Source organism: Sphaerisporangium sp. TRM90804, from assembly GCF_029846175.1.
Taxonomy (GTDB): Bacteria; Actinomycetota; Actinomycetes; order Streptosporangiales; family Streptosporangiaceae; genus Sphaerisporangium.
Genome location: NZ_JARWAC010000026.1, coordinates 77001 through 94780 on the forward strand (window position 1 = coordinate 77001; position 17780 = coordinate 94780).

Below are 17780 nucleotides of genomic sequence, written 5' to 3' on the forward strand. Positions count from 1 at the left end.
CGTGTGAGGAGTCCAGATGCGGGTGCTCGTCGTGGAGGACGAGAGGCGGATGGCCGCCGCGCTGCGCCGCGGGCTGCAGGCGGAGGGCTTCGCCGTCGACCTGGCCCACGACGGCGAGGAGGGGCTGCACCTCGCCAGGGAGGGCGACTACGACGCCGTCGTGCTGGACATCATGCTGCCCAGGCTGTCGGGCTACAACGTGTGCAAGCGGCTGCGGGCCGAGGAGAACTGGGTGCCGATCCTGATGCTGTCGGCCAAGGACGGCGAGTACGACCTCGCCGACGGCCTGGACCTCGGCGCCGACGACTACCTGACCAAGCCCTTCTCGTACGTGGTGCTGGTCGCCCGGCTGCGTGCGCTGCTGCGCCGCGGGGCGCGGCGCCGGCCGGCCGTGCTGCGTTCGGGCGACCTCACCCTGGACCCCGCGAGCCGCGCCGTCGCGCGCGGCGGCGCGGCCATCGAGCTCACCCCGCGCGAGTTCGGCCTCCTGGAGTTCCTGCTGCGCCGTCCCGGCGAGGTGGTGTCCAAGACCGAGATCCTCGAACACGTCTGGGACACCTTCGACACCGACCCCAACATCGTCGAGGTCTACGTCGGCTACCTGCGCCGCAAGATCGACGCCCCGTTCGGCCGCAACGCGCTGCAGACCGTGCGCGGCGCCGGGTACCGGCTGGCGGGCGATGGCGGCTGAGCCCGTGCACGGCCCGCGGACGCCGCTGGCGTGGTGGCGGCGCAAGAGCCTGCGGTTCCGGCTCACCGCCACCGCCTCGGCCGCCCTGGCGGTCGCGCTCGCCGCCGCGGCGTCGCTGCTGGTGAGCGTGCTCGGCAGGGCGCTCATCTCCTCCACCGACGACGTCGCCTACCAGCGGGCCAGGGAGGTGGCGGCCCTCGCCGACGCCGGCCGGCTGTACGACAACTCGGTGGCCGTCTCCGACGGGACGATCGTGCAGGTGCTGGACGCGAGCGGCCGCATCACGCACGTCACCCTGGGCGGGGACCGCCTGGTGCCGCTGCTGAACGCCCGCGAGCGCGCGAGCGCCCCGCCCGACGGCCGCGGCCGGATGGTGGACGGCGACCAGTACGGGATCCCCGGCCCGCTGCGCGTGGTCGTCGTCCGGGCCGACAACGGCCGTACGGTGATCGCCGCGCGGTCGTTCAAGGACGTCGCGGAGAGCCTGTCCACGACCGTCCACATGCTCGCCATCGGCACGCCGCTGCTGCTGGCGCTGCTCGGGGCCGCCGGCTGGATGATCATCGGTCGGACGCTGCGGCCGATCACGGCGCTGCGCCGGGGGGCCGCCGAGATCAGCGGCACCGCGCGGTCGCGGCGGCTGCCGGTGCCCGAGGCCCACGACGAGGTGCGCGAGCTGGCCACCACGCTCAACGACATGCTCACCCGCCTGGAGACGGCCGACGCCTCCCAGCGCGCGCTGGTCTCCGACGCCGCCCACGAGCTGCGCAGCCCGCTGGCGAGCATCCGCCTGCAGCTGGAGGTGGCGCTCGGGCACCCGGAGGGGCAGGAGTGGCGCGAGACCGCCGAGGGCGTCCTGGAGGACACGCTGCGCCTCGCCAGGCTCGCCGAGGGCCTGCTCACGCTCGCGCGGCTGGACGAGCGCCGCGTCCGGGCCCGCCGGGAGCCGGTCGACCTGGGCGAGCTGGCCGCCTCGATGGCCGACCGGTACGACGGCGCGGTGGTCAAGGCGGGCACGGTGGAGCCGGCGGTCGTGGCCGGGGACGCCATGGACCTGCAGCGGGTGCTGGTCAACCTTCTGGACAACGCCGTCCGGCACGCGGACTCGCGGGTCGTCGTCGAGGTGCGCGCGCGGGGGGACGCGGCGGAGGTCACGGTGTCCGACGACGGCCCCGGCATCCCGGCGGCCGACCGCGAGCGGGTGTTCAACCGCTTCACCCGCCTGGACAGCGCACGCAGCCGCGACGAGGGCGGCGCCGGCCTGGGCCTGGCCATCGTGCGGGAGACCGTGCTCGCGCACGGCGGCACCGTCCGCCTGGAGGACGCCGGCCCCGCCGCCGTCCCGCCGTGGGAGACGCCGCCCGGCGCCGCGGCCCCGGGCCCCGCCGGCGGCGCGCCTGAGGAGGGGCGGCGAGCCGCGGGCCCCGGCCTGCGGGCCGTGGTACGGCTCCCGCTCGCCCGCCCCTGACGCCGCGGGGCGACGGCACGGCCTCGCTCCCCCGCCCCTGACCACCGGGCGAGGACCCGGCTTGCACTCCCCGGCCCCGGCCGCCGGCGGGGCCGGGAGACCTCCGGGTTCGTGACCGGGGAGACGCCGTCCCGGCAGGTCACACGCGGGTGCCCCCTATGCCGCCGGACCGCGACCTGAGCATGCCTCATATAACGGGGGTAGAACTGGTAATGTCCCGGCCGTCCTGGTCCGGCACGCCAGGGCCCGCGCCTCGCAGCCGCCATTCCGCCATTCCGCCGTGCCCCCGTCGCCAGGGAGAACCACGTGCTACCCGAGAACGGCCGATCCACCGAGGAGCTCCTGGCCGAGATCAGCCGGCTCCGGCGGGACGACCTCGAGGTGCGCGGCGGCACCGTCACCGCCTACGTCTACGACACCGGCCGGCCGGAGGTGCACGAGGCGGCGGCCCGCGCCTACTTCGAGATGCTCGAGGTGAACACGCTGGACCCGACGGCGTTCCCCAGCGTCGTCGCGATGGAGAAGCAGGTCGTGGGCGCGGTGGCCGAGCTGCTCGGCGGGGGGCCGCACACGCCGGGGATCTTCACCAGCGGCGGCACCGAGTCGATCATGCTGGCCGTGAAGGCCGCCAGGGACGCCCGTCCCGTCGCCGGCACGCCGCGCATGGTGGTGCCGGTGACCGCCCACCCGGCCTTCCACAAGGCGGGCCACTACCTGGGCGTCGAGGTCACGCCCGTTCCGGTGGACCCGGCCACCTTCCAGGCCGACCCCGCCGCGGTCGCCGCGGCGATCACGCCGGACACCGTGCTCGTCGTCGCCTCGGCCCCCTCCTACCCGCAGGGCGTCGTCGACCCGGTGACCGAGATCGCGGCGCTGGCCGCCGGGCGCGGGGTGCTGTGCCACGTGGACGCCTGCGTCGGCGGCTGGCTGCTGCCGTGGCTGGCCGAGGCGGGCGCGGACGTGCCGCCGTTCGACCTGTCGGTGCCGGGCGTGACCTCGATCTCCTGCGACCTGCACAAGTTCGGGTACGCCCCCAAGGGCGCCTCGGTGGTGCTGTTCGCCGACCCGGCGCTGCGGCGGGCCGCCTACTTCGCCTCCGCCGCGTGGCCCGGGTACACGCTGATCAACGCCACCGTGCAGAGCTCGAAGTCGGCCGGGCCGCTCGGCGGCGCCTGGGCGACGCTGAACGCGCTCGGGCGCGACGGCTACATCGCGCTGGCCCGCGACACGTTGAAGGCCACCCGGCGGCTGGTCGAGGGCATCGGCGCGATCCCCGGGCTGCGGGTGCTGGGCGAGCCGGAGTCGTCGCTGGTCGCGTTCGCCGCCGAGGACGCCGAAGAGCTGGACGTGTTCGCGCTGTCGGACGAGGCGCGCGCGCTCGGCTGGTTCCTGCAGCCGCAGCTCTCCTACGCGGGCATCCCGCCGAACCTGCACATCACCGTCACCGGGGTCACCCTGGCGGGCGTGGAGGCCATGCTGGACGCGATCGAGCGGGCCGCGACGGCCGCCAGGGCGCGCGGGCCGGTCCAGATCCCGCAGGGCCTGACCGACCTGCTCGCCTCGGTCGACCTGGACACGCTGGACGACGCGACGTTCGCCGAGCTGGCCGCGTCGGTCGGCGTCGACCTCACCGGCTCGGGCCAGCCCAGGATGGCCATGGTCAACGCGGTGCTGGACGCCCTGCCCGCGGCCACCAGGGAGGCGATCCTGGTCAGGTTCCTGTCGGTCATCTACGGGTGAGGCGGCGCGGGCGAGAGCTCGCCGGGGAGGCCGTCGCGCAGGCGGGCGACCGCGGCCAGGGCGGCCCTGGCCGACGCGGGGTCGTGGACGCGGAACACCCGGGCGCCCTGCCAGGCCGAGACCGCCAGGGTGGCCAGGCTGCCGGGGTGGCGCCGGTCGACCGGGAGGCCGCCGAGGGTCTCGCCGACGAAGTCCTTGTTGGAGACGGCGACGAGGACGGGCCACCCGGTGTCCACCAGCTCGGTGAGCCTGCGGCTGACCTCCAGCGAGTGCCAGGTGTTCTTGCCGAAGTCGTGCGCCGGGTCGACCAGGATCGCGTCCTCGCGCACCCCCGCGCGCACGGCGCGGGCGGCCAGGCCCGTGGTGCGGGCGACGACGTCGGCCACCACGTCGGCGTAGCCGGCGCGGTGCGGCCGGGTGCGGGGCTCGGCGCCGCCGGCGTGCGCGCACACCAGCCCGATGCCGTGCGCGGCCGCGACCTCGGCCAGGGCGGGGTCGTAGCCGCCCCAGGTGTCGTTGAGCAGGTCGGCTCCGGCGCGGGCGACGACGTCGCCGACCTCGGCCCGCCAGGTGTCCACGCTGATCAGCAGCTCGGGGTGGGCCTCGCGCACGGCGGCCACCAGGCCCGCGACCCTGCGGATCTCCTCGCCGGCGTCAACGGCCTCGCCCGGGCCCGCCTTCACCCCGCCGATGTCGACGATGTCGGCCCCGGCGCGCGCGGCGCCGGCCACGGCGGCGAGCGCGGCGCGGAAGCCGTACGTCCTGCCCCGGTCGTAGAAGGAGTCGGGCGTGCGGTTGATCACGGCCATCACGGCGAGATCGCCCGGCCGGAACTCGCGGTCACGCAGGCGCAAGGTATGCATCGCGGCAAGCGTACGCCCGTCGCGCGGGGGCGCGGCCCGGCCGTGGAACGGTCCCGCCCGCGTGCGGCGTCCTCACCTCGACGACGCGCTTCGACCACCGTGGCCGCCTCGCCGGCCAGGGTCGCCCGGGAACGCTCCAAACCGGTCAGACGGCTGTGCCGCTTTCGGCCACGGCGAGAAAGTCCTGCGCCATGCCGGGCAGGCGCCTGCGCGCGTGGACGAGCGCGATGATGCGCCGCAGCGCCGGGTCGAGCGAGCGGACCACCAGCCCGGCCTTCACCGCCTGGTCGGACATGCCGCGATACCACAGCAGCGAGGCCGAGGACGCCCGGATGGCCGTCAGCCAGCCGCCGCGCTCGTCGGTCTCCCCCGCCACCGACGGCCGCACGCCGTAGGTGGCGAAGAGCTGGTCGAACTCCCTGCGCCGGGCGCTGCCCGGAGGAGGCAGGACGAGGCGCATGCCGTTCAGCCGCGTGATCGGGACCACGTCGGGCAGGTCGAGGCCGGGCGGCGAGACCAGGACGATCTCCTGCCGTTCCAGCGGGTGGCTGACGAGATCGGCCGGGACGGGCAGATCGGTCAGGCCCAGATCGGCTCGCTGCTCGCGGATGGCGTTCACGACGCCGTCCCGGCCGTCACATCTGACGATCTGCACCCGTACGCCCGGGTGCTCGGAGACGTAGACGGGCAGGAGACGGCCGGCCAGGCCGGGCTCCAGGCTCGGAGGGGACGCGATGCGCAGCTCGCCTGCGCCGGAGTGCGTCTGCGTGGCGAGGGCCTCGATCTCGTGGACCGCCTCGAGGGCCTCCTTGGCGAGCTTCACGACGCGGCGGCCCTGGGCGGTCACGACGACTCCCCGGCCCGAACGCGCGAAAAGCGTCATGCCGAGCTCGCGTTCCAGATCGCGGATCGCGCGGGAAAGCGCGGGCTGCGCGATGTAAAGCGACCTGGCCGCGTCGGTCATGGTGCGGTGCTCCGCAGTGGCGACCACATAACGGAGCTGCTGCAGATTCATGCACTCGAAGCTAGGGCAGAGGAGTGCGGCGATTCCGGAACATCGCAGAGATCACCTTGGATGATTTCAGAATGTAACCAGATACCGCGACTTCCGTGACTACTGGGAATTGAGTTGTGTTCTGCCCAAAATGGTCGAGAATGTGGATCTTGTGACTGGGGAGTTCTGCTCGGCCTTCTGAGGCCGGGAAGGGGGCGCGCATCATGGGGAGCGACGAACGGCGGCCTCCGCCCCCTCCACCGGGCGGCCGCCACCCTTACGCCCCGCGCCCCGCGGCGCCGCAGCCGCGCCCCCAGGGCTCCGCCCCGCCGCCGGGCGCCGCCCCACCGTACCCGCCGCGCGGCCCGGACCAGCCGCCGCCGGGATACCCCCCGCAGGCCGCACCCGGGGCGCACGGGGCACCCACGCCCGCCCCGCCTCAGCCGCCGTACCCGCCCCGGGGGCCGTACGGCCGGCCGTCGCAGGGGGAGCCTCCGCAGGGGCCCGGACAGCCGCCTCGGGGGCCGTACGGGCAGCCCCCATACGGGCGGCCGCCGTACGGGCGGCCCGCGCCGGCACCTCCCGCCTATCCACCCCAAGGGCCGCCGCACGGGCAGCCCGGGCAGCCCTCGCAGGGACCTCCCGCCTACCCGCCCCAGGGGGCGCCGCACGGGCAGCCCGCGCCGGGACCTCCCGGATACCCGCCTCAGGGGGCACCGCCCGCTGGGCCGTACGGGCCGCCGGGCCACGGACCCGGCCCGGTGGCCGGACCGCCGGGCGGGCGCCCGCACCGGCTGCCGCCCCCGCGAGGGCCGGTGGGGCCGTACGGGCCCCGCGGCGGCCCCGGGCACGCGGGTTGGGCGCCGCCGCGGCGCAAGTCCAGCGCCGGGGTGGTGATCGGCGGCCTTCTCGGCGCGGTCGCCGCCGTGTTCGTGCTGCTGGTGGTCGGCGGCGCGCTGCTCAAGAGCGCCCGGCAACCGCAGCCGCCGTCGCCGGTGGCCATTCCGACGTTCACCTTCCCGACCGACGCGCCGTTCACCCGGGCGCCGGACGACACCACGCGCACCGGCGAGCCGCGCGCCACCCCCGCGCCGTCGGAGGCCCTCACCCGGACCCGCGTGTTCAGGCCGAACACCACCCTGACCCGCAACACCGTCTACACGATCGGCGCGCTGCCGCGCTCGGCCTGCCGCGCCCCCGCGACCGACATCTTCGACAACGCCCGGATGAAGGCGCTGATCCTGCGGACGGGGCAGTGCATGAACCGCACGTGGGGCCCCGTCCTGCGCAAGGCCGGCATCGACTTCGCCCCGCCCGGGTACGCGATCGCGGCGCGCGGCGGCAGGGGCGCGTGCGGCGACTTCCCGCAGCGCGGCAGCATCGTGCCGTACTACTGCCCGCGCAACACGACGATCTACGCCTCCACCTCGGCGATGGCGGGCGGCCGCGGCAACCAGCGCGGGTACGGCGCGCTGTCCACCTGGCACGGGGCGATCATCGGGATGATGTCCCACGAGTACGGGCACCACGTGCAGCATCTGACCGGGCTGTCCAACTCCTGGTGGAGCCGGACGCTGGCGTCGCGTTCGGAGGGCGGCAGGCTGGCGCTGAGCCGGCGGCACGAGCTCCAGGCCAACTGCTTCGGCGGGATGTGGATGAGGGCGGCGGCGGCGAGCTACCCCATCCCGCCCGCCCGGCGCGCCACGCTGTTCAACTTCTTCTCCAACGTGGGCGACTGGCCGGGATACCCGCGCGACCACGGCTCCCCCGCCAACAGCGGCCGGTGGTTCAGGCAGGGGTACCAGCGCGGCACGGCGGCCCAGTGCAACACGTGGCTGGCCTCCTCTTCCAGCACGTCATGACGCCCGAAACCGGCGGCCGTCACCTTCGAACCCTGGCTTGACGGGTGCGCGGCGACCGCCGGACGACAGGCGGGCTTCGGTTATTTGTCACCGTCCCATTGCCCAATATTGGTCTTGAGTCGGCCATGTCCGTGTATGGGGGTTAGAATCCTGGAATTCCGTTAGATCTACGGGGGCCGACGTAGGCGTTCTGCCTGGTGAGCGGCTGGATTGCGACAGGCAAGAGGGAGCGCCCGTGACCACGCCTGGTAACGCGGGGGAGGCGGCTCCGGGGGGCCGCGCGGCCGCTGAGCAGGGCGGCGACGGCCCGCCGCCCCCGACCCGGCCCCGCCGGCGGCCCCCGCGCGCACGGCGCCGTCCCGCCCCGGACCAGCCTCCGGCCGCGGGCCCGACCCCCGACCAGCCTCCGGCCGCGAGCCGGCCCCCGGACCGGCCACCGGCGCCGGACCGGCCACCGGCCACCGCCCGCCCCGCGGCGGCCACCCGGCCGCCGCGTTACGCCACGCCTCCCACCGCCGCCTCCCTCATCGGGTGGACGGCGCTGTCGGCCCTGGTGCCCGGCGCGGCCCACCTGCGGGCCGGGCGCCGCCGGGCCGGGTTCATCCTGCTCGGCGTCTTCGGCGCGCTCATGGTGGGCGCCGCGACGTTCGCGCTGGCCCTGGGGTCCAACCTCGGGCTGGCGGTCAAGGACAGCACGCTGGCCGCCGTGATCGTCGTGGCGTCCGCCGGCGCGCTGGGGTGGTTCACCCTGGTGATCATGTCCTACATCGCGTTGCGGCCCGACCGGCTGCCGCAGACGGGGCAGATCGTCTCCGGCGTGGTCGTCGGGGTGCTGTGCGTGGCCGTGATGGCCCCGTTCGCGGTGACGGCGAGCAGCATGATGACCGTGCGGGAGACCGCCAACGCCGTCTTCCCCTCCGACCCGCACCCGACCGCCGTCCCGGTGCAGCAGGAGGACCCCTGGAACGGCCGCCACCGCGTCAACTTCCTGCTCGTCGGCGGCGACGCCGCGGGCAACCGGACCGGCGTGCGGACCGACAGCATGACCGTGGCCAGCGTGGACGTCAGGACCGGCGACTCGGTGATGTTCGGCCTGCCGCGCAACCTGCAGTACGTCCGCTTCCCCAAGGGCGACCCGCTCGCCGCGCGGTTCCCGAACGGCTTCACCGGCGACTCCGGGCAGGGCCTGCTCAACGAGCTGTGGCAGTACGCCGAGGACCACCTCGGCAAGGGCAAGGGGCCGCAGGAGCTCAAGAGCGCCATCGGCCACACCCTCGGGTTCAAGATCGACTACTACGCCATCGTCGACATGTACGGCTTCGCGGCGCTGATCGACGCGATCGGCGGGCTGCGCATCCGCGTCGAGAGCGACATCAAGTGGGGCGGCGACTTCGGCACCGCCGGCACCATCAAGGCCGGCTACCAGCGGCTCGACGGCGAGCACGTGCTCTGGTACGGCAGGTCGCGGGTGGGCAGCGACGACTTCTCGCGCATGTCGCGGCAGCGGTGCGTCATGGGCGCGCTCCTGGACCAGGCCACGCCCAGCGTCGTGCTCGCCAACTTCGGAAAGATCGCGTCGGCCACCCGGCACATGTTCCGCACGGACATCCCGCGCGATCTGCTGGAGCACCTGGTGCCGCTGGCGCTGAAGGTCAAGGACGCCAGGACGACGAGCCTGCAGTTCGTCCCGCCCGCCGTCTGGCCGGGCGCCGCCGACTGGGCGAAGATCCGCCGCATGACCGACCAGGCGATCCGCGAGTCTACCCGGCCCGAGCGTCGCACCCTGACCGCCGGGGTCGGCGCCACGCCCGGCGCCTCCGTCTCGGGCTCCCCCACCGCCGCGCCGGGCACCACGCCCACCCCGGCCGCCACCGCGCCGGACGGCACCGCCAAGAGCTCCGGCAAGCCCCGGACGCCCACGCCGAACCGGTCGAAGCAGCCCGCCGCCAAGTCCCTCGCCCAGGCCTGCGGCTTCTAGAACCGTCAGGCCCGGCCGGCAGGCCGGCCGTTGAACCTGTCGGCGTGAGACCGGCGGCCGTCCCACCCGCCCGTCAGACCCGGCGGCCGTCAGACCCGGCGCCGTCTCACCCGGCCGTCAGACCCGGCGGCCGGCGGACCCGGCCGTCATTCCCGGCGGCCGGCGGACCGGCCGCGCCCGGACGGGCGGTGCCGTAGGACGGCGCCGCGCTCACGGCGCGGAGACCGCCCGGGCGGTGCGCGGGAGCAGGACGAAGGCGCCCAGGTAGATGAGGGCGGCCGCGACGAGCAGGCCCTGGTAGCCGATCACGAGGGACAGGTACTCCAGGCATCCGCCGAGGATCGCGCCGAGCAGGTTGGCGCCGAAGGCGACGGTGCCGTCGGCGGTCTGCGCGAAGCGCTTGGCGAAGACGACGTTGGCGGCGAAGATCGGCAGGAACGCGACCACCACCGCGCAGACGCCGCGCAGCGGCAGGGGCAGGCCCAGCAGCCATGAGTTGGGCACCAGCGCGGCCAGCACCAGCCCGCCGAACAGGATCGCGTACATGACCGGCAGGGGTGGAGTTCGGAACCTGCGGGTCACCTCCACCGCCGCGAGCACGGCGACCAGCACGCCCGCGAAGACGATGGCGTTCACCACCCAGGTGGTGCCGAACAGCAGGGCGAAGCCGGTGATGCTCTTGGTCTCCAGCAGCAGGAACCCGACGCCGAGCAGGAAGAGGTCGGCGTAGGGGCGCATCCTGCGGAACGGCCCGGCGACCGCCCGTACCGCGATCAGGCTGACCAGCAGGATCAGGCCGAGCGCGATGAGGTACAGGGACGGGATGTCGCGGCCGTGCAGGTACAGGAACGGGCGGTCGTCGACGGCGGGGGGCGGGGTGTCGGCCTGCGCGCCCGCCCACTCGCCGCCGCAGCGCTGCGCGGCGGCGTTCACACCCGCGGTGATCACGGCCTGCCGGCCCGCGCCGACCTCGTCCACGCAGGGACGGTGGCCGAAGGCCGCCTGGGCGGTGGAGGCGAGCCGGTCGACCAGCCACTGCTCGCGGTAGTAGTTGTACATCGAGAACGCCCCGCCCGGCTTGAGGCGGTCGCGCGCGGCGCGCATGGCCTCCTCGGTGAACAGGTAGCTCTCCAGGCGCAGCGAGCTGGCCCCGGACACCAGGGTGAGGGAGTCGGGCAGCGCGAACAGGATGAGGTCGTACTTCTTGCCGGTGGACTCCAGGAAGGCGCGGCCGTCGGTGATGTGGGTGGTGACGCGGGGGTCGCCGTAGGGCCGGTCGGGGTGGTGCAGGGCGCCCAGCTCCCTGAGCCGGGGGTCGATCTCCACCGCGTCCACGTGCTTGGCGCCCTTGGACAGGGCGATCGCCACGTCGGTGCCGCTGCCCGCGCCCACGATCAGCACGTCGTCGAGGGAGGTCACCGCGGCCCGCTCGTACGGCAGCGCGTACTGGCGCTCCCACTGCAGCCGGTTGACCGCGGGGACGGCCTGCTGGTGCGGGATGCCGTTCACCGATATGTCCATGACGGCGACGCCGGCGATCGACAGGTACTTGGAGGTCACCTTGTAGTAGGGCGACCACAGCGCGCCCGCGGTGAGGGTCTCGACCGCGAGGGCGCCCACCACCACCATCGACGGCACCGTCACCAGGGCCAGGTAGCGCACCAGCGAGCGCGGCTGGAGCAGCACCCCGTAGGCGATGGCGGCGACCGCGCCCCAGACGACCGGCGGGGCGCCCGCGAACGACAGCAGCGAGAACAGCGCGATGCCGGTGAGGCTGCCGATGAGGTCGTAGCGGTAGGCCTCCAGCCGGTCGAGCTCGGGGAAGCACCGGCCGACCAGCTCGGCGGGCCCCATCAGCACCAGCGCCGCCGCGGCGAACACGATCGGCAGGATGGCCCAGGCGGGCGGGCCGGTGGTGGACAGGCTGGTGAAGTACAGCACGCCCTCGGTCTCGCGGTTCACCGTCACCGGGAAGAACAGCACGATCAGCACCAGCACGGCCAGCACGATCGGCGAGTAGTAGGGCTGCCTGGCGCTGCGGCCCACCCGGAGGAAGCCCAGCCCGATTCCGAGGAAGGAGCCCAGCAGCACGAAGTTCGTGAAGTAGCTGAGATGGACGATATTCGACCCGGTCCAGCGGATCAGCGCCAGTTCGAGGAAGAGCATGAAGGCGCTGGCGACCACCAGCCTCGGCCGCACCGGGAGACGCTGCTCCTCTCCGCTGCCGGATTCGGGACGTGACGGGGTGTCCACCTTGGCGATCACGGGTCTCAACGTAGCCAAACGCCGACCCCGGCGAAAGCCTTGACGACCTGCCGAATGGAGCGTTGCCACCCGGAAGGGGCGCCAGGCCGCAGAGTCGGCCGGTCAAAGGCGGGCGGACGCGGGCGGACGCCCCGCCGGGCCGATGAAAGCCTCATAGGGGGAAGCGGGCCGAAATTCCTTCGGCATTTCACCCGGCTATCGGGTGAAATGCCGAACGACACGGTGTTTCTGCAGGTAGACGCGGTCGGACGGTATGCAGGAACGTGGTGGCGTCCGGTCGATCCACGTGCCGAGGTGGTGTTCCCATGCGGGTCCTGATCCAGCTCCGCCCCACACCCGACGTCGTCGCCGCGGTGGCGGCCCCCGACCTGGTGGCCACCACCGCCGACGTCACCGACGAGCTTCCCGGGGTGGCGCTCGACCACTCCTTCACCCCCGTCGCGCTCCCCCGGGCCCAGCCCGCCAGCCCCGGCGGCGACCCGCTGTCGCTCAACCAGCCTCTGGTGTTCTCGATGGCGGCGGAGCAGGCCTCGGTCCTGGTGCGGGGGGAGATCTCCGACGACGAGGGCTCGGCGCGCGTGGCCCTGCTGCCCGGCCGCCACCGCGACGTCGTCGGCGTGTACGCCGACCCCGTGATCGAGACCAGCCTCACCTGCGGCGGGTCCCCGCCGGTCGGCACCTGGCGCGACGTCGAGCGCATGCTGTCGGTCCCCGAGCTGCGCGCCGAGGGCTACGACGGCGCGGGCGTCGCGCTCGCCGTCTGCGACACCGGCGTCAACGCCGCCCACGTGGCCGAGGGGCTCGGTCTGGAGGTCGCCGTCGACCGCGAACGGAGCTGGAACCCCGGCGGCGTCTCCGGCGACGCCGGGGAGTTCGACGTCGACCACGGGACGATGTGCGCCTTCGACGCGCTGATCTGCGCCCCCCGCGCCTCGGTGATCGACATCCCCGTCCTGCTGTCGCGGCGGCGGGGCGGCACCGCGATGGACGGCCTGCTCTCGGACGCCGTGGCGGCCTTCGCCCACCTGCGCACCGTGCTGGAGGCGCAGCCGCCCGAGAGCCGGGCGCTGGTCGTCAGCAACAGCTGGGGGTGCTTCTCCCCGCTGTGGGACCTCGCGCCCGGCCAGCCGGGCAACTACTCCGACAACGCGGCCCACCCGTTCAACATCATCGTGGGCAGCCTGGAGCAGGCGGGCGCCGACATCCTGTTCGCCGCCGGCAACTGCGGCACCGAATGCCGAGATCGCCGGTGCGCCTACCCCGACCGGCCGATCGGCGGCGCGAACTCCCACCCGCAGGTGCTGTCGGTCGGCGGCGTCGACACCGACGGCCGGCGGGTGGGCTACTCCTCCAAGGGCCCGGGGCGGCTGAGCGACCGCAAGCCCGACATCTGCTCGTACACGCATTTCTCCGGCTCCAAGGCCTTCGGCGAGGACAAGCCCGACTCCGGCACCTCGGCTGCCTGCCCCGTCGCCGCCGGCCTGGTGGCCGCCGTCCGCACCCGCTGGCCCGCCTCCCTGATCTCCCCCGCCCAGCTCCGCACCCTCCTGCACCGCACCGCCGACGACCGCAGCGACGTGGGCTTCGACTACGAGTACGGCTACGGCGTCACCGACACCGCCGCCCTGCTGTCCGCCCTGAAACGCCGCGCCTCCCGCCTTCCCCTGTGACGCCCCCCGGCCCGGCCGGGGCCCTCGGCCGGAGACCGGAACCCGCCGCGTGGGCAAGCTCGGCCTCCCCCGGCCGGGCGGGCGCGTAGCGTGGTGACATGGTCCTGATCACGGTCCGGCTGCCGGTGGAGGCCACGATGCAGGACGCCCTGCGAACGCTGGGCCTCCACGAGGACGACGTGGACACCGCCTACGGCCTGGTGCCGCTCGACCCCGGCCAGGGCCTGTACGCCCTGCGCGTCACCGAGACCGCCGCCGGCCGCCTCCCCCCGGAGGCGGACGGCCCCTTCTCCGACCCGCCCATCGAGCCCTACGGCCCCCCGCACTGATCGGCCCCGCTCGGGGGCCCGGCCGGTCGTGCGGCGTTCCTCGCGCCGACGCCGGAGACGACGGGACCGGCGGGCCGCGGGCCGGCAAACCGGAGGAGGCGGGGAGGCGGGCCGGTTGGTCCTGCCGGTTCACCCGTCCGGCGGCGGCAGGGCCGGGAGCACCACCGAGAAGGCGGCGCCGTGGCCCGGGGAGGTGCGCAGGTCGATCCGGCCGCCGTGCGCGGCGGCCAGGGAGCGGGCGATGGCGAGGCCGAGGCCTGCGCCCCCGCGTCCCGTCCTGGTGCGCGAGGCGTCCGCGCGGTAGAAGCGGTCGAACACCCGGTGGGCCTGTTCCGGCGTGAGGCCGGGGCCGTGGTCCTCGACCACCAGCACGGCCTCCGCTCCCACGGTGCCCACGCCGATCCGCACGGCGCCGCCGGCCGGGGTGTGGGCGACGACGTTGCCCACCAGGTTGCTCACCACCTGGCGCAGGCGGGCCTCGTCTCCCAGCACCGGCGCCGAGGTGGGCGCGCCGCCCCCGAAGGGGCCGCTCAGCTCGACGGGCCGTTCGGGGGCGAGCGCCCGCAGGTCCAGGCGCGCGTCGGCGGCGAGGGTGCGCAGGTCCATCGGGGCCAGGTCCAGCGGGAGCGACTCGCCGCCCTCGTCCAGCCGGGCGAGCAGCAGCAGGTCCTCCACCAGGCGGGCCAGCCGTCCCGACTCGCTCTCGATGCGGGCCATCGCCACATCGGGGTCGTCCAGGCCGCCCATCCGGTACAGCTCGGAGAAGCCCTTGATGCCGGACAGCGGCGTCCGCAGCTCGTGGCTGACGTCGGCGACGAACCGCCGCAGCCGCGCCTCGGAGTCGGTGCGCGCGGCGAACGCCCGCTCGATCTGGCCGAGCATGCCGTTCAGCGACACCGCCAGCCGCCCGACCTCGGTCTCGGGCGACGCGGCGTCCTGGACCCGCCGGGTGAGGTCGCCGGAGGCGATGGCCGCCGCCGTCTCCTCGATGCGGCGCAGCGGGCGCAGCCCCGCCCTGATCGCGAACCATCCGGCCAGTGTGAGCACGGCGAGCAGGGCGGCGCCGGTGATCACGTAGGCGGTGCGCAGCCTTCCCACGGTTGAGGCGACCGGGGCGAGCGACGCCGCCACGACGACGGAGCTGCCGGGCTCCGGCCGGGGCCCCACGGTGAGCGGCATCCTGTCGCGGACGGCGGCGACCACCCGCCAGGGCTCGGCCCCGTCCCGCGCCGGCGCGTCGAACAGCCGGCGGTCCAGGCGGGTCACGGCCGCCGTGTCGAGCCCGGACAGGACGGGGCCGCCGGAATCCGGGCCTTCGCCGAGGTGGGCCTCCGCCAGCACCTGCCCCCTGGGGGACAGCTGCGCGATGTAGACGTCGGCGATCAGGTCGAGGCCGCCGGTCAGCGCCCGCCCGGAAACACTCTGGGCCCGCAGGTCGGGCGGCAGCACCATGGCCAGCGCGCCGATCGTGCGCAACTGCCGGTCGACCCGCTCGACGAGCGCGCCGCGCAGCAGCCCGACCAGGATGGAGCCGCTCACCAGGAGCCCCGTCGCGAGCAGCGCGCTGGTGATCAGCAGCAGCCGCGCCCGCAGCGACATCCGCCCCCACCCCCGCGCCCGCGCCCGCGCTCGCGCCAGGCGTCCCCTCATCGGCGCGGCTCGCGCAGGACGTAGCCGACGCCGTGGACGGTGTGGATGAGCCTGGGGCCGGTCGCGTCGAGCTTGCGGCGCAGGTAGCTGACGTAGGTGTCGACGATGCTGGCGTCCCCGGCGAAGTCGTACTGCCACACGTCGTCCAGGATGCGGGCCTTGGACACGACCCGCCCGGCGTTGAGCGCGAGGTAGTGCAGGAGGCGGAACTCGGTGGGAGACAGCCGCACCGGCCTGCCGCCGCGCAGCGCCTGGTGGCCTTCGGGGTCCACCTCCAGGTCGCCGACGACGAGGGTGTGCGCGCCGGGGGAACCGGTGCGGCGCAGCACGGCCCGGATTCGGGCGATCAGCTCCTCCAGGTCGAACGGCTTGGTGACATAGTCGTCGCCGCCGAGCGTGAGGCCGGTGACCTTGTCCTTCGGGGAGTCGCGGGCGGTGAGGAACAGGACGGGCACCGGCGGGCGCGACTGCTCACGCAGCCGGCGAACGACCTCGAAGCCGTCCAGGTCGGGCAGCATCACGTCGAGCAGCACCAGGTCGGGCGGCTGGTCGCGGGCCGCCTCGACGGCCTCGGCGCCGGTGGCGGCGGAGGTGACGTCGAAGCCCGCGAACCGCAGCGTCGCCGAGAGCAGCTCCCGCACGGTCGGCTCGTCGTCCACGACCAGCAGCCGCTCCCCCGTGTGCGCGCCCCGGGAGCCGCGCCCCGCCTCGTCCGCCGCCATCCGCTCATCTCCTCCAACTCGACGCCCCTCCGGCACCACCCGACCATCTCCTCGCACCCGACGCCACTCCGGCGCCGCACTCCCCTTCCAAGGCCGCACCGCATCCAGCACCCCTGCTCCGGGTCTTCCGACATCGCGTCCGGCGCCGCCCGTTCGTCTCCCGGAGGCGACGTCATCCAGCCCGTGGCCGTGCCCGGGCCGGCCCGGATCGGCCGGCCAGGCCGCCCAGGAGACCGGCCAGCGCGCCGGCCGTCAGGCCGCACACGACGGCCGTGAGGACGTCGCCGCCCAGCCCGGTGGAGGCGAGCGGCACGGCTCCGCCGAGCAGCCGTACGCCGACCGTCACCGAGCCGCCGGACGCCACCGTGACCAGTGGCAGCAGCACGGCCCACACCAAGGCCATCGCGCCCGCTCCCCATCCTGCCCGGCCTAACGCCTCCGCAGGCCGCATCCGCCGGGCGGCCGTGATCCCCGCGACCAGCAGGACCGCTGCCCCGAGCACCGTGAACGCCGCCATCGGCCACGGCCACGTATCCGGCACGGACATCATGTCCGGTCCTCCCGCGCCGGAGACCCGCCCCGGGCCGCCGGTCCGGCCGGGCTCGCCCGCCGGGGAGCTCGCCCAGGGGACGCCGAGCCCGGCGCCCAGGGCGGCGAGAACCGCGTTCGGCCCGGCCAGCAGGGTCGCCCCCGCGACGACCGGCCGGAGCGTGACCGCCGAGACGACCAGCCCGAGGAGGGTCACCGCGGCCACGAGCCCCAGGACGACGCCGGCCGAGGCGGCGGCGGCCTCCCTCAGCGCGGCCAGTGCGCGCGGGCGCGTGGAGGGCCGGTTCCGGTGGGCCGCGAACAGACCGGCCGCTGCGACCATCGCCGGCACGACGATCGGGGCGACGCCCGGCTCCGCGCGGAACCCTGCCGTCACCTCCTCCAGCACCCGCCCCAGCCCGGCGCCGGAAGGCCCGGCGCCGGGGAGCAACTCCGCCAGGTCGCCTATCGCCACGGTTCCGAGGGCCGCCGCCGACACGGCCGCGACGGCGCCGATCATCGTGCCCGCCGCGGCGGCCGCCCGCACCACCGCCGGGAGCAACGCCCGCCACCGCGCCCCGTCCGGCTGGGCCGGAGCCGCCGGCGCACCCGGCTGCTCCGCCACCGCGAAGCCTGGTGGGCGCGAGCGGCGCGACATCCGGGCAAACAGGACGGCGAGGGTGATCAGGCCCGCGAGGGTGACGCCCAGTAGGACGGTGGAGAGCCGGCCCTCGACCGTGAGGTCCGCCAGGCGACCGAGCTGCCCGGTCCCCGGCAGGCCGGGCAGTCCCGGCCGCGCCCCCGCGGGTGGCGCGAGCGCGGCCTGTCCGGAGACGGTGAGAGCGCCGCCGGTCGCCAGGACGAGCGCGGCGGCCGTGAGAGCGCCCAGCGGGGCCAGCGAGCCCGCCCCCAGCAGGTACAGCCCGGTGGCCGCGACGACGCCCATCGCGGCCACCGCCCCCAGGGCGGCCACCACGCCCCGTCCGGCCTCCCGCACCGGAAACCACCCTGCTCCCGGCC

13 protein-coding genes are annotated in these 17780 nt (G+C 75.1%); 7 read left to right on the forward strand and 6 right to left on the reverse strand.

The genetic code is table 11. The features are described 5' to 3' along the window. Positions 1-16 precede the first annotated feature (16 nt). The 3 genes from PYR91_RS29130 to PYR91_RS29140 all read left to right on the forward strand — a co-directional run bounded on the left by PYR91_RS29130 (position 17) and on the right by PYR91_RS29140 (position 3899). A complete protein-coding gene (locus PYR91_RS29130) occupies positions 17-691 on the forward strand; it encodes a response regulator transcription factor (RefSeq protein ID WP_279784896.1) in 675 nt (224 codons plus the stop codon). Continuing rightward, positions 681-2159, forward strand: a complete 1479-nt coding sequence (locus PYR91_RS29135) for an ATP-binding protein (protein WP_279784898.1) — start codon at positions 681-683, stop codon at positions 2157-2159. Before PYR91_RS29130 ends, PYR91_RS29135 begins: the two co-directional genes overlap by 11 nt. Positions 2160-2465: 306 nt before the next feature. Beyond that, complete coding sequence (locus tag PYR91_RS29140) at positions 2466-3899, forward strand: aspartate aminotransferase family protein (protein ID WP_279784900.1); 1434 nt, start codon at positions 2466-2468, stop codon at positions 3897-3899. On the opposite strand, the gene folP is transcribed toward PYR91_RS29140, so the two are convergent. Both folP and PYR91_RS29150 read right to left on the reverse strand, forming a co-directional pair. Next, the gene (gene folP, locus PYR91_RS29145; RefSeq protein ID WP_279784902.1) at positions 3890-4762 is read right to left on the reverse strand and encodes a dihydropteroate synthase; all 873 of its coding nucleotides are present in this window, start codon (positions 4760-4762) and stop codon (positions 3890-3892) included. The two genes, PYR91_RS29140 and folP, sit on opposite strands and share 10 nt — an antisense overlap. A 145-nt stretch (positions 4763-4907) precedes the next feature. Then, entirely contained in the window at positions 4908-5777 is an 870-nt protein-coding gene (locus tag PYR91_RS29150) for a LysR family transcriptional regulator (RefSeq protein WP_279784904.1), read from the reverse strand. Positions 5778-6517: 740 nt separating this feature from the next. Here PYR91_RS29150 and PYR91_RS29155 point away from each other — a divergent pair. Together PYR91_RS29155 and PYR91_RS29160 are read left to right on the forward strand one after the other, a co-directional pair. After that, positions 6518-7618, forward strand: coding sequence for a neutral zinc metallopeptidase (locus PYR91_RS29155; RefSeq protein ID WP_279784905.1), 1101 nt, complete (start codon positions 6518-6520; stop codon positions 7616-7618). A 235-nt stretch (positions 7619-7853) separates the two neighbouring features. Continuing rightward, positions 7854-9596 (forward strand): LCP family protein, encoded by a 1743-nt coding sequence (locus PYR91_RS29160; RefSeq protein WP_279784907.1) that lies wholly within the window; start codon positions 7854-7856, stop codon positions 9594-9596. Between the two features lie 210 nt (positions 9597-9806). On the opposite strand, the gene PYR91_RS29165 is transcribed toward PYR91_RS29160, so the two are convergent. Further along, positions 9807-11861 (reverse strand): spermidine synthase, encoded by a 2055-nt coding sequence (locus PYR91_RS29165; protein WP_279784909.1) that lies wholly within the window; start codon positions 11859-11861, stop codon positions 9807-9809. 305 nt (positions 11862-12166) lie between these two features. On the opposite strand from PYR91_RS29165, the gene PYR91_RS29170 reads away from it, so the two are divergent. Further along, on the forward strand, positions 12167-13531 hold the full coding sequence (locus PYR91_RS29170) for a S8 family serine peptidase (RefSeq protein ID WP_279784911.1): 1365 nt from the start codon (positions 12167-12169) through the stop codon (positions 13529-13531). A gap of 98 nt (positions 13532-13629) precedes the next feature. After that, a complete protein-coding gene (locus tag PYR91_RS29175; RefSeq protein ID WP_279784913.1) occupies positions 13630-13860 on the forward strand; it encodes a hypothetical protein in 231 nt (76 codons plus the stop codon). Positions 13861-13989: 129 nt separating this feature from the next. Here the strand turns inward: PYR91_RS29175 and PYR91_RS29180 are convergent, their stop codons facing one another. From PYR91_RS29180 to PYR91_RS29190, 3 genes are all read right to left on the reverse strand, one after another. Next, positions 13990-15459, reverse strand: a complete 1470-nt coding sequence (locus PYR91_RS29180) for a HAMP domain-containing sensor histidine kinase (RefSeq protein WP_279784915.1) — start codon at positions 15457-15459, stop codon at positions 13990-13992. A 47-nt stretch (positions 15460-15506) separates the two neighbouring features. Continuing rightward, complete coding sequence (locus PYR91_RS29185; protein WP_279784917.1) at positions 15507-16232, reverse strand: response regulator transcription factor; 726 nt, start codon at positions 16230-16232, stop codon at positions 15507-15509. 172 nt (positions 16233-16404) lie between these two features. Continuing rightward, positions 16405-17757 carry a hypothetical protein gene (locus PYR91_RS29190; RefSeq protein ID WP_279784919.1) on the reverse strand — a complete coding sequence of 451 codons (1353 nt, stop codon included), beginning with the start codon at positions 17755-17757 and terminating at the stop codon, positions 16405-16407. Positions 17758-17780 lie beyond the last annotated feature (23 nt).

What these genes read in the sequence shown, in the direction of transcription:
- PYR91_RS29135 (WP_279784898.1), top strand. Translation starts at nt 681, where the DNA reads ATGGCGGCTGAGCCCGTGCACGGCCCGCGGACGCCGCTGGCGTGGTGG.
- PYR91_RS29175 (WP_279784913.1), top strand. Translation starts at nt 13,630, where the DNA reads ATGGTCCTGATCACGGTCCGGCTGCCGGTGGAGGCCACGATGCAGGAC.
- PYR91_RS29180 (WP_279784915.1), bottom strand. Translation starts at nt 15,459, where the DNA reads ATGTCGCTGCGGGCGCGGCTGCTGCTGATCACCAGCGCGCTGCTCGCG.
- PYR91_RS29170 (WP_279784911.1), top strand. Translation starts at nt 12,167, where the DNA reads ATGCGGGTCCTGATCCAGCTCCGCCCCACACCCGACGTCGTCGCCGCG.
- PYR91_RS29150 (WP_279784904.1), bottom strand. Translation starts at nt 5,777, where the DNA reads ATGAATCTGCAGCAGCTCCGTTATGTGGTCGCCACTGCGGAGCACCGC.
- folP (WP_279784902.1), bottom strand. Translation starts at nt 4,762, where the DNA reads ATGCATACCTTGCGCCTGCGTGACCGCGAGTTCCGGCCGGGCGATCTC.
- PYR91_RS29130 (WP_279784896.1), top strand. Translation starts at nt 17, where the DNA reads ATGCGGGTGCTCGTCGTGGAGGACGAGAGGCGGATGGCCGCCGCGCTG.
- PYR91_RS29185 (WP_279784917.1), bottom strand. Translation starts at nt 16,232, where the DNA reads ATGGCGGCGGACGAGGCGGGGCGCGGCTCCCGGGGCGCGCACACGGGG.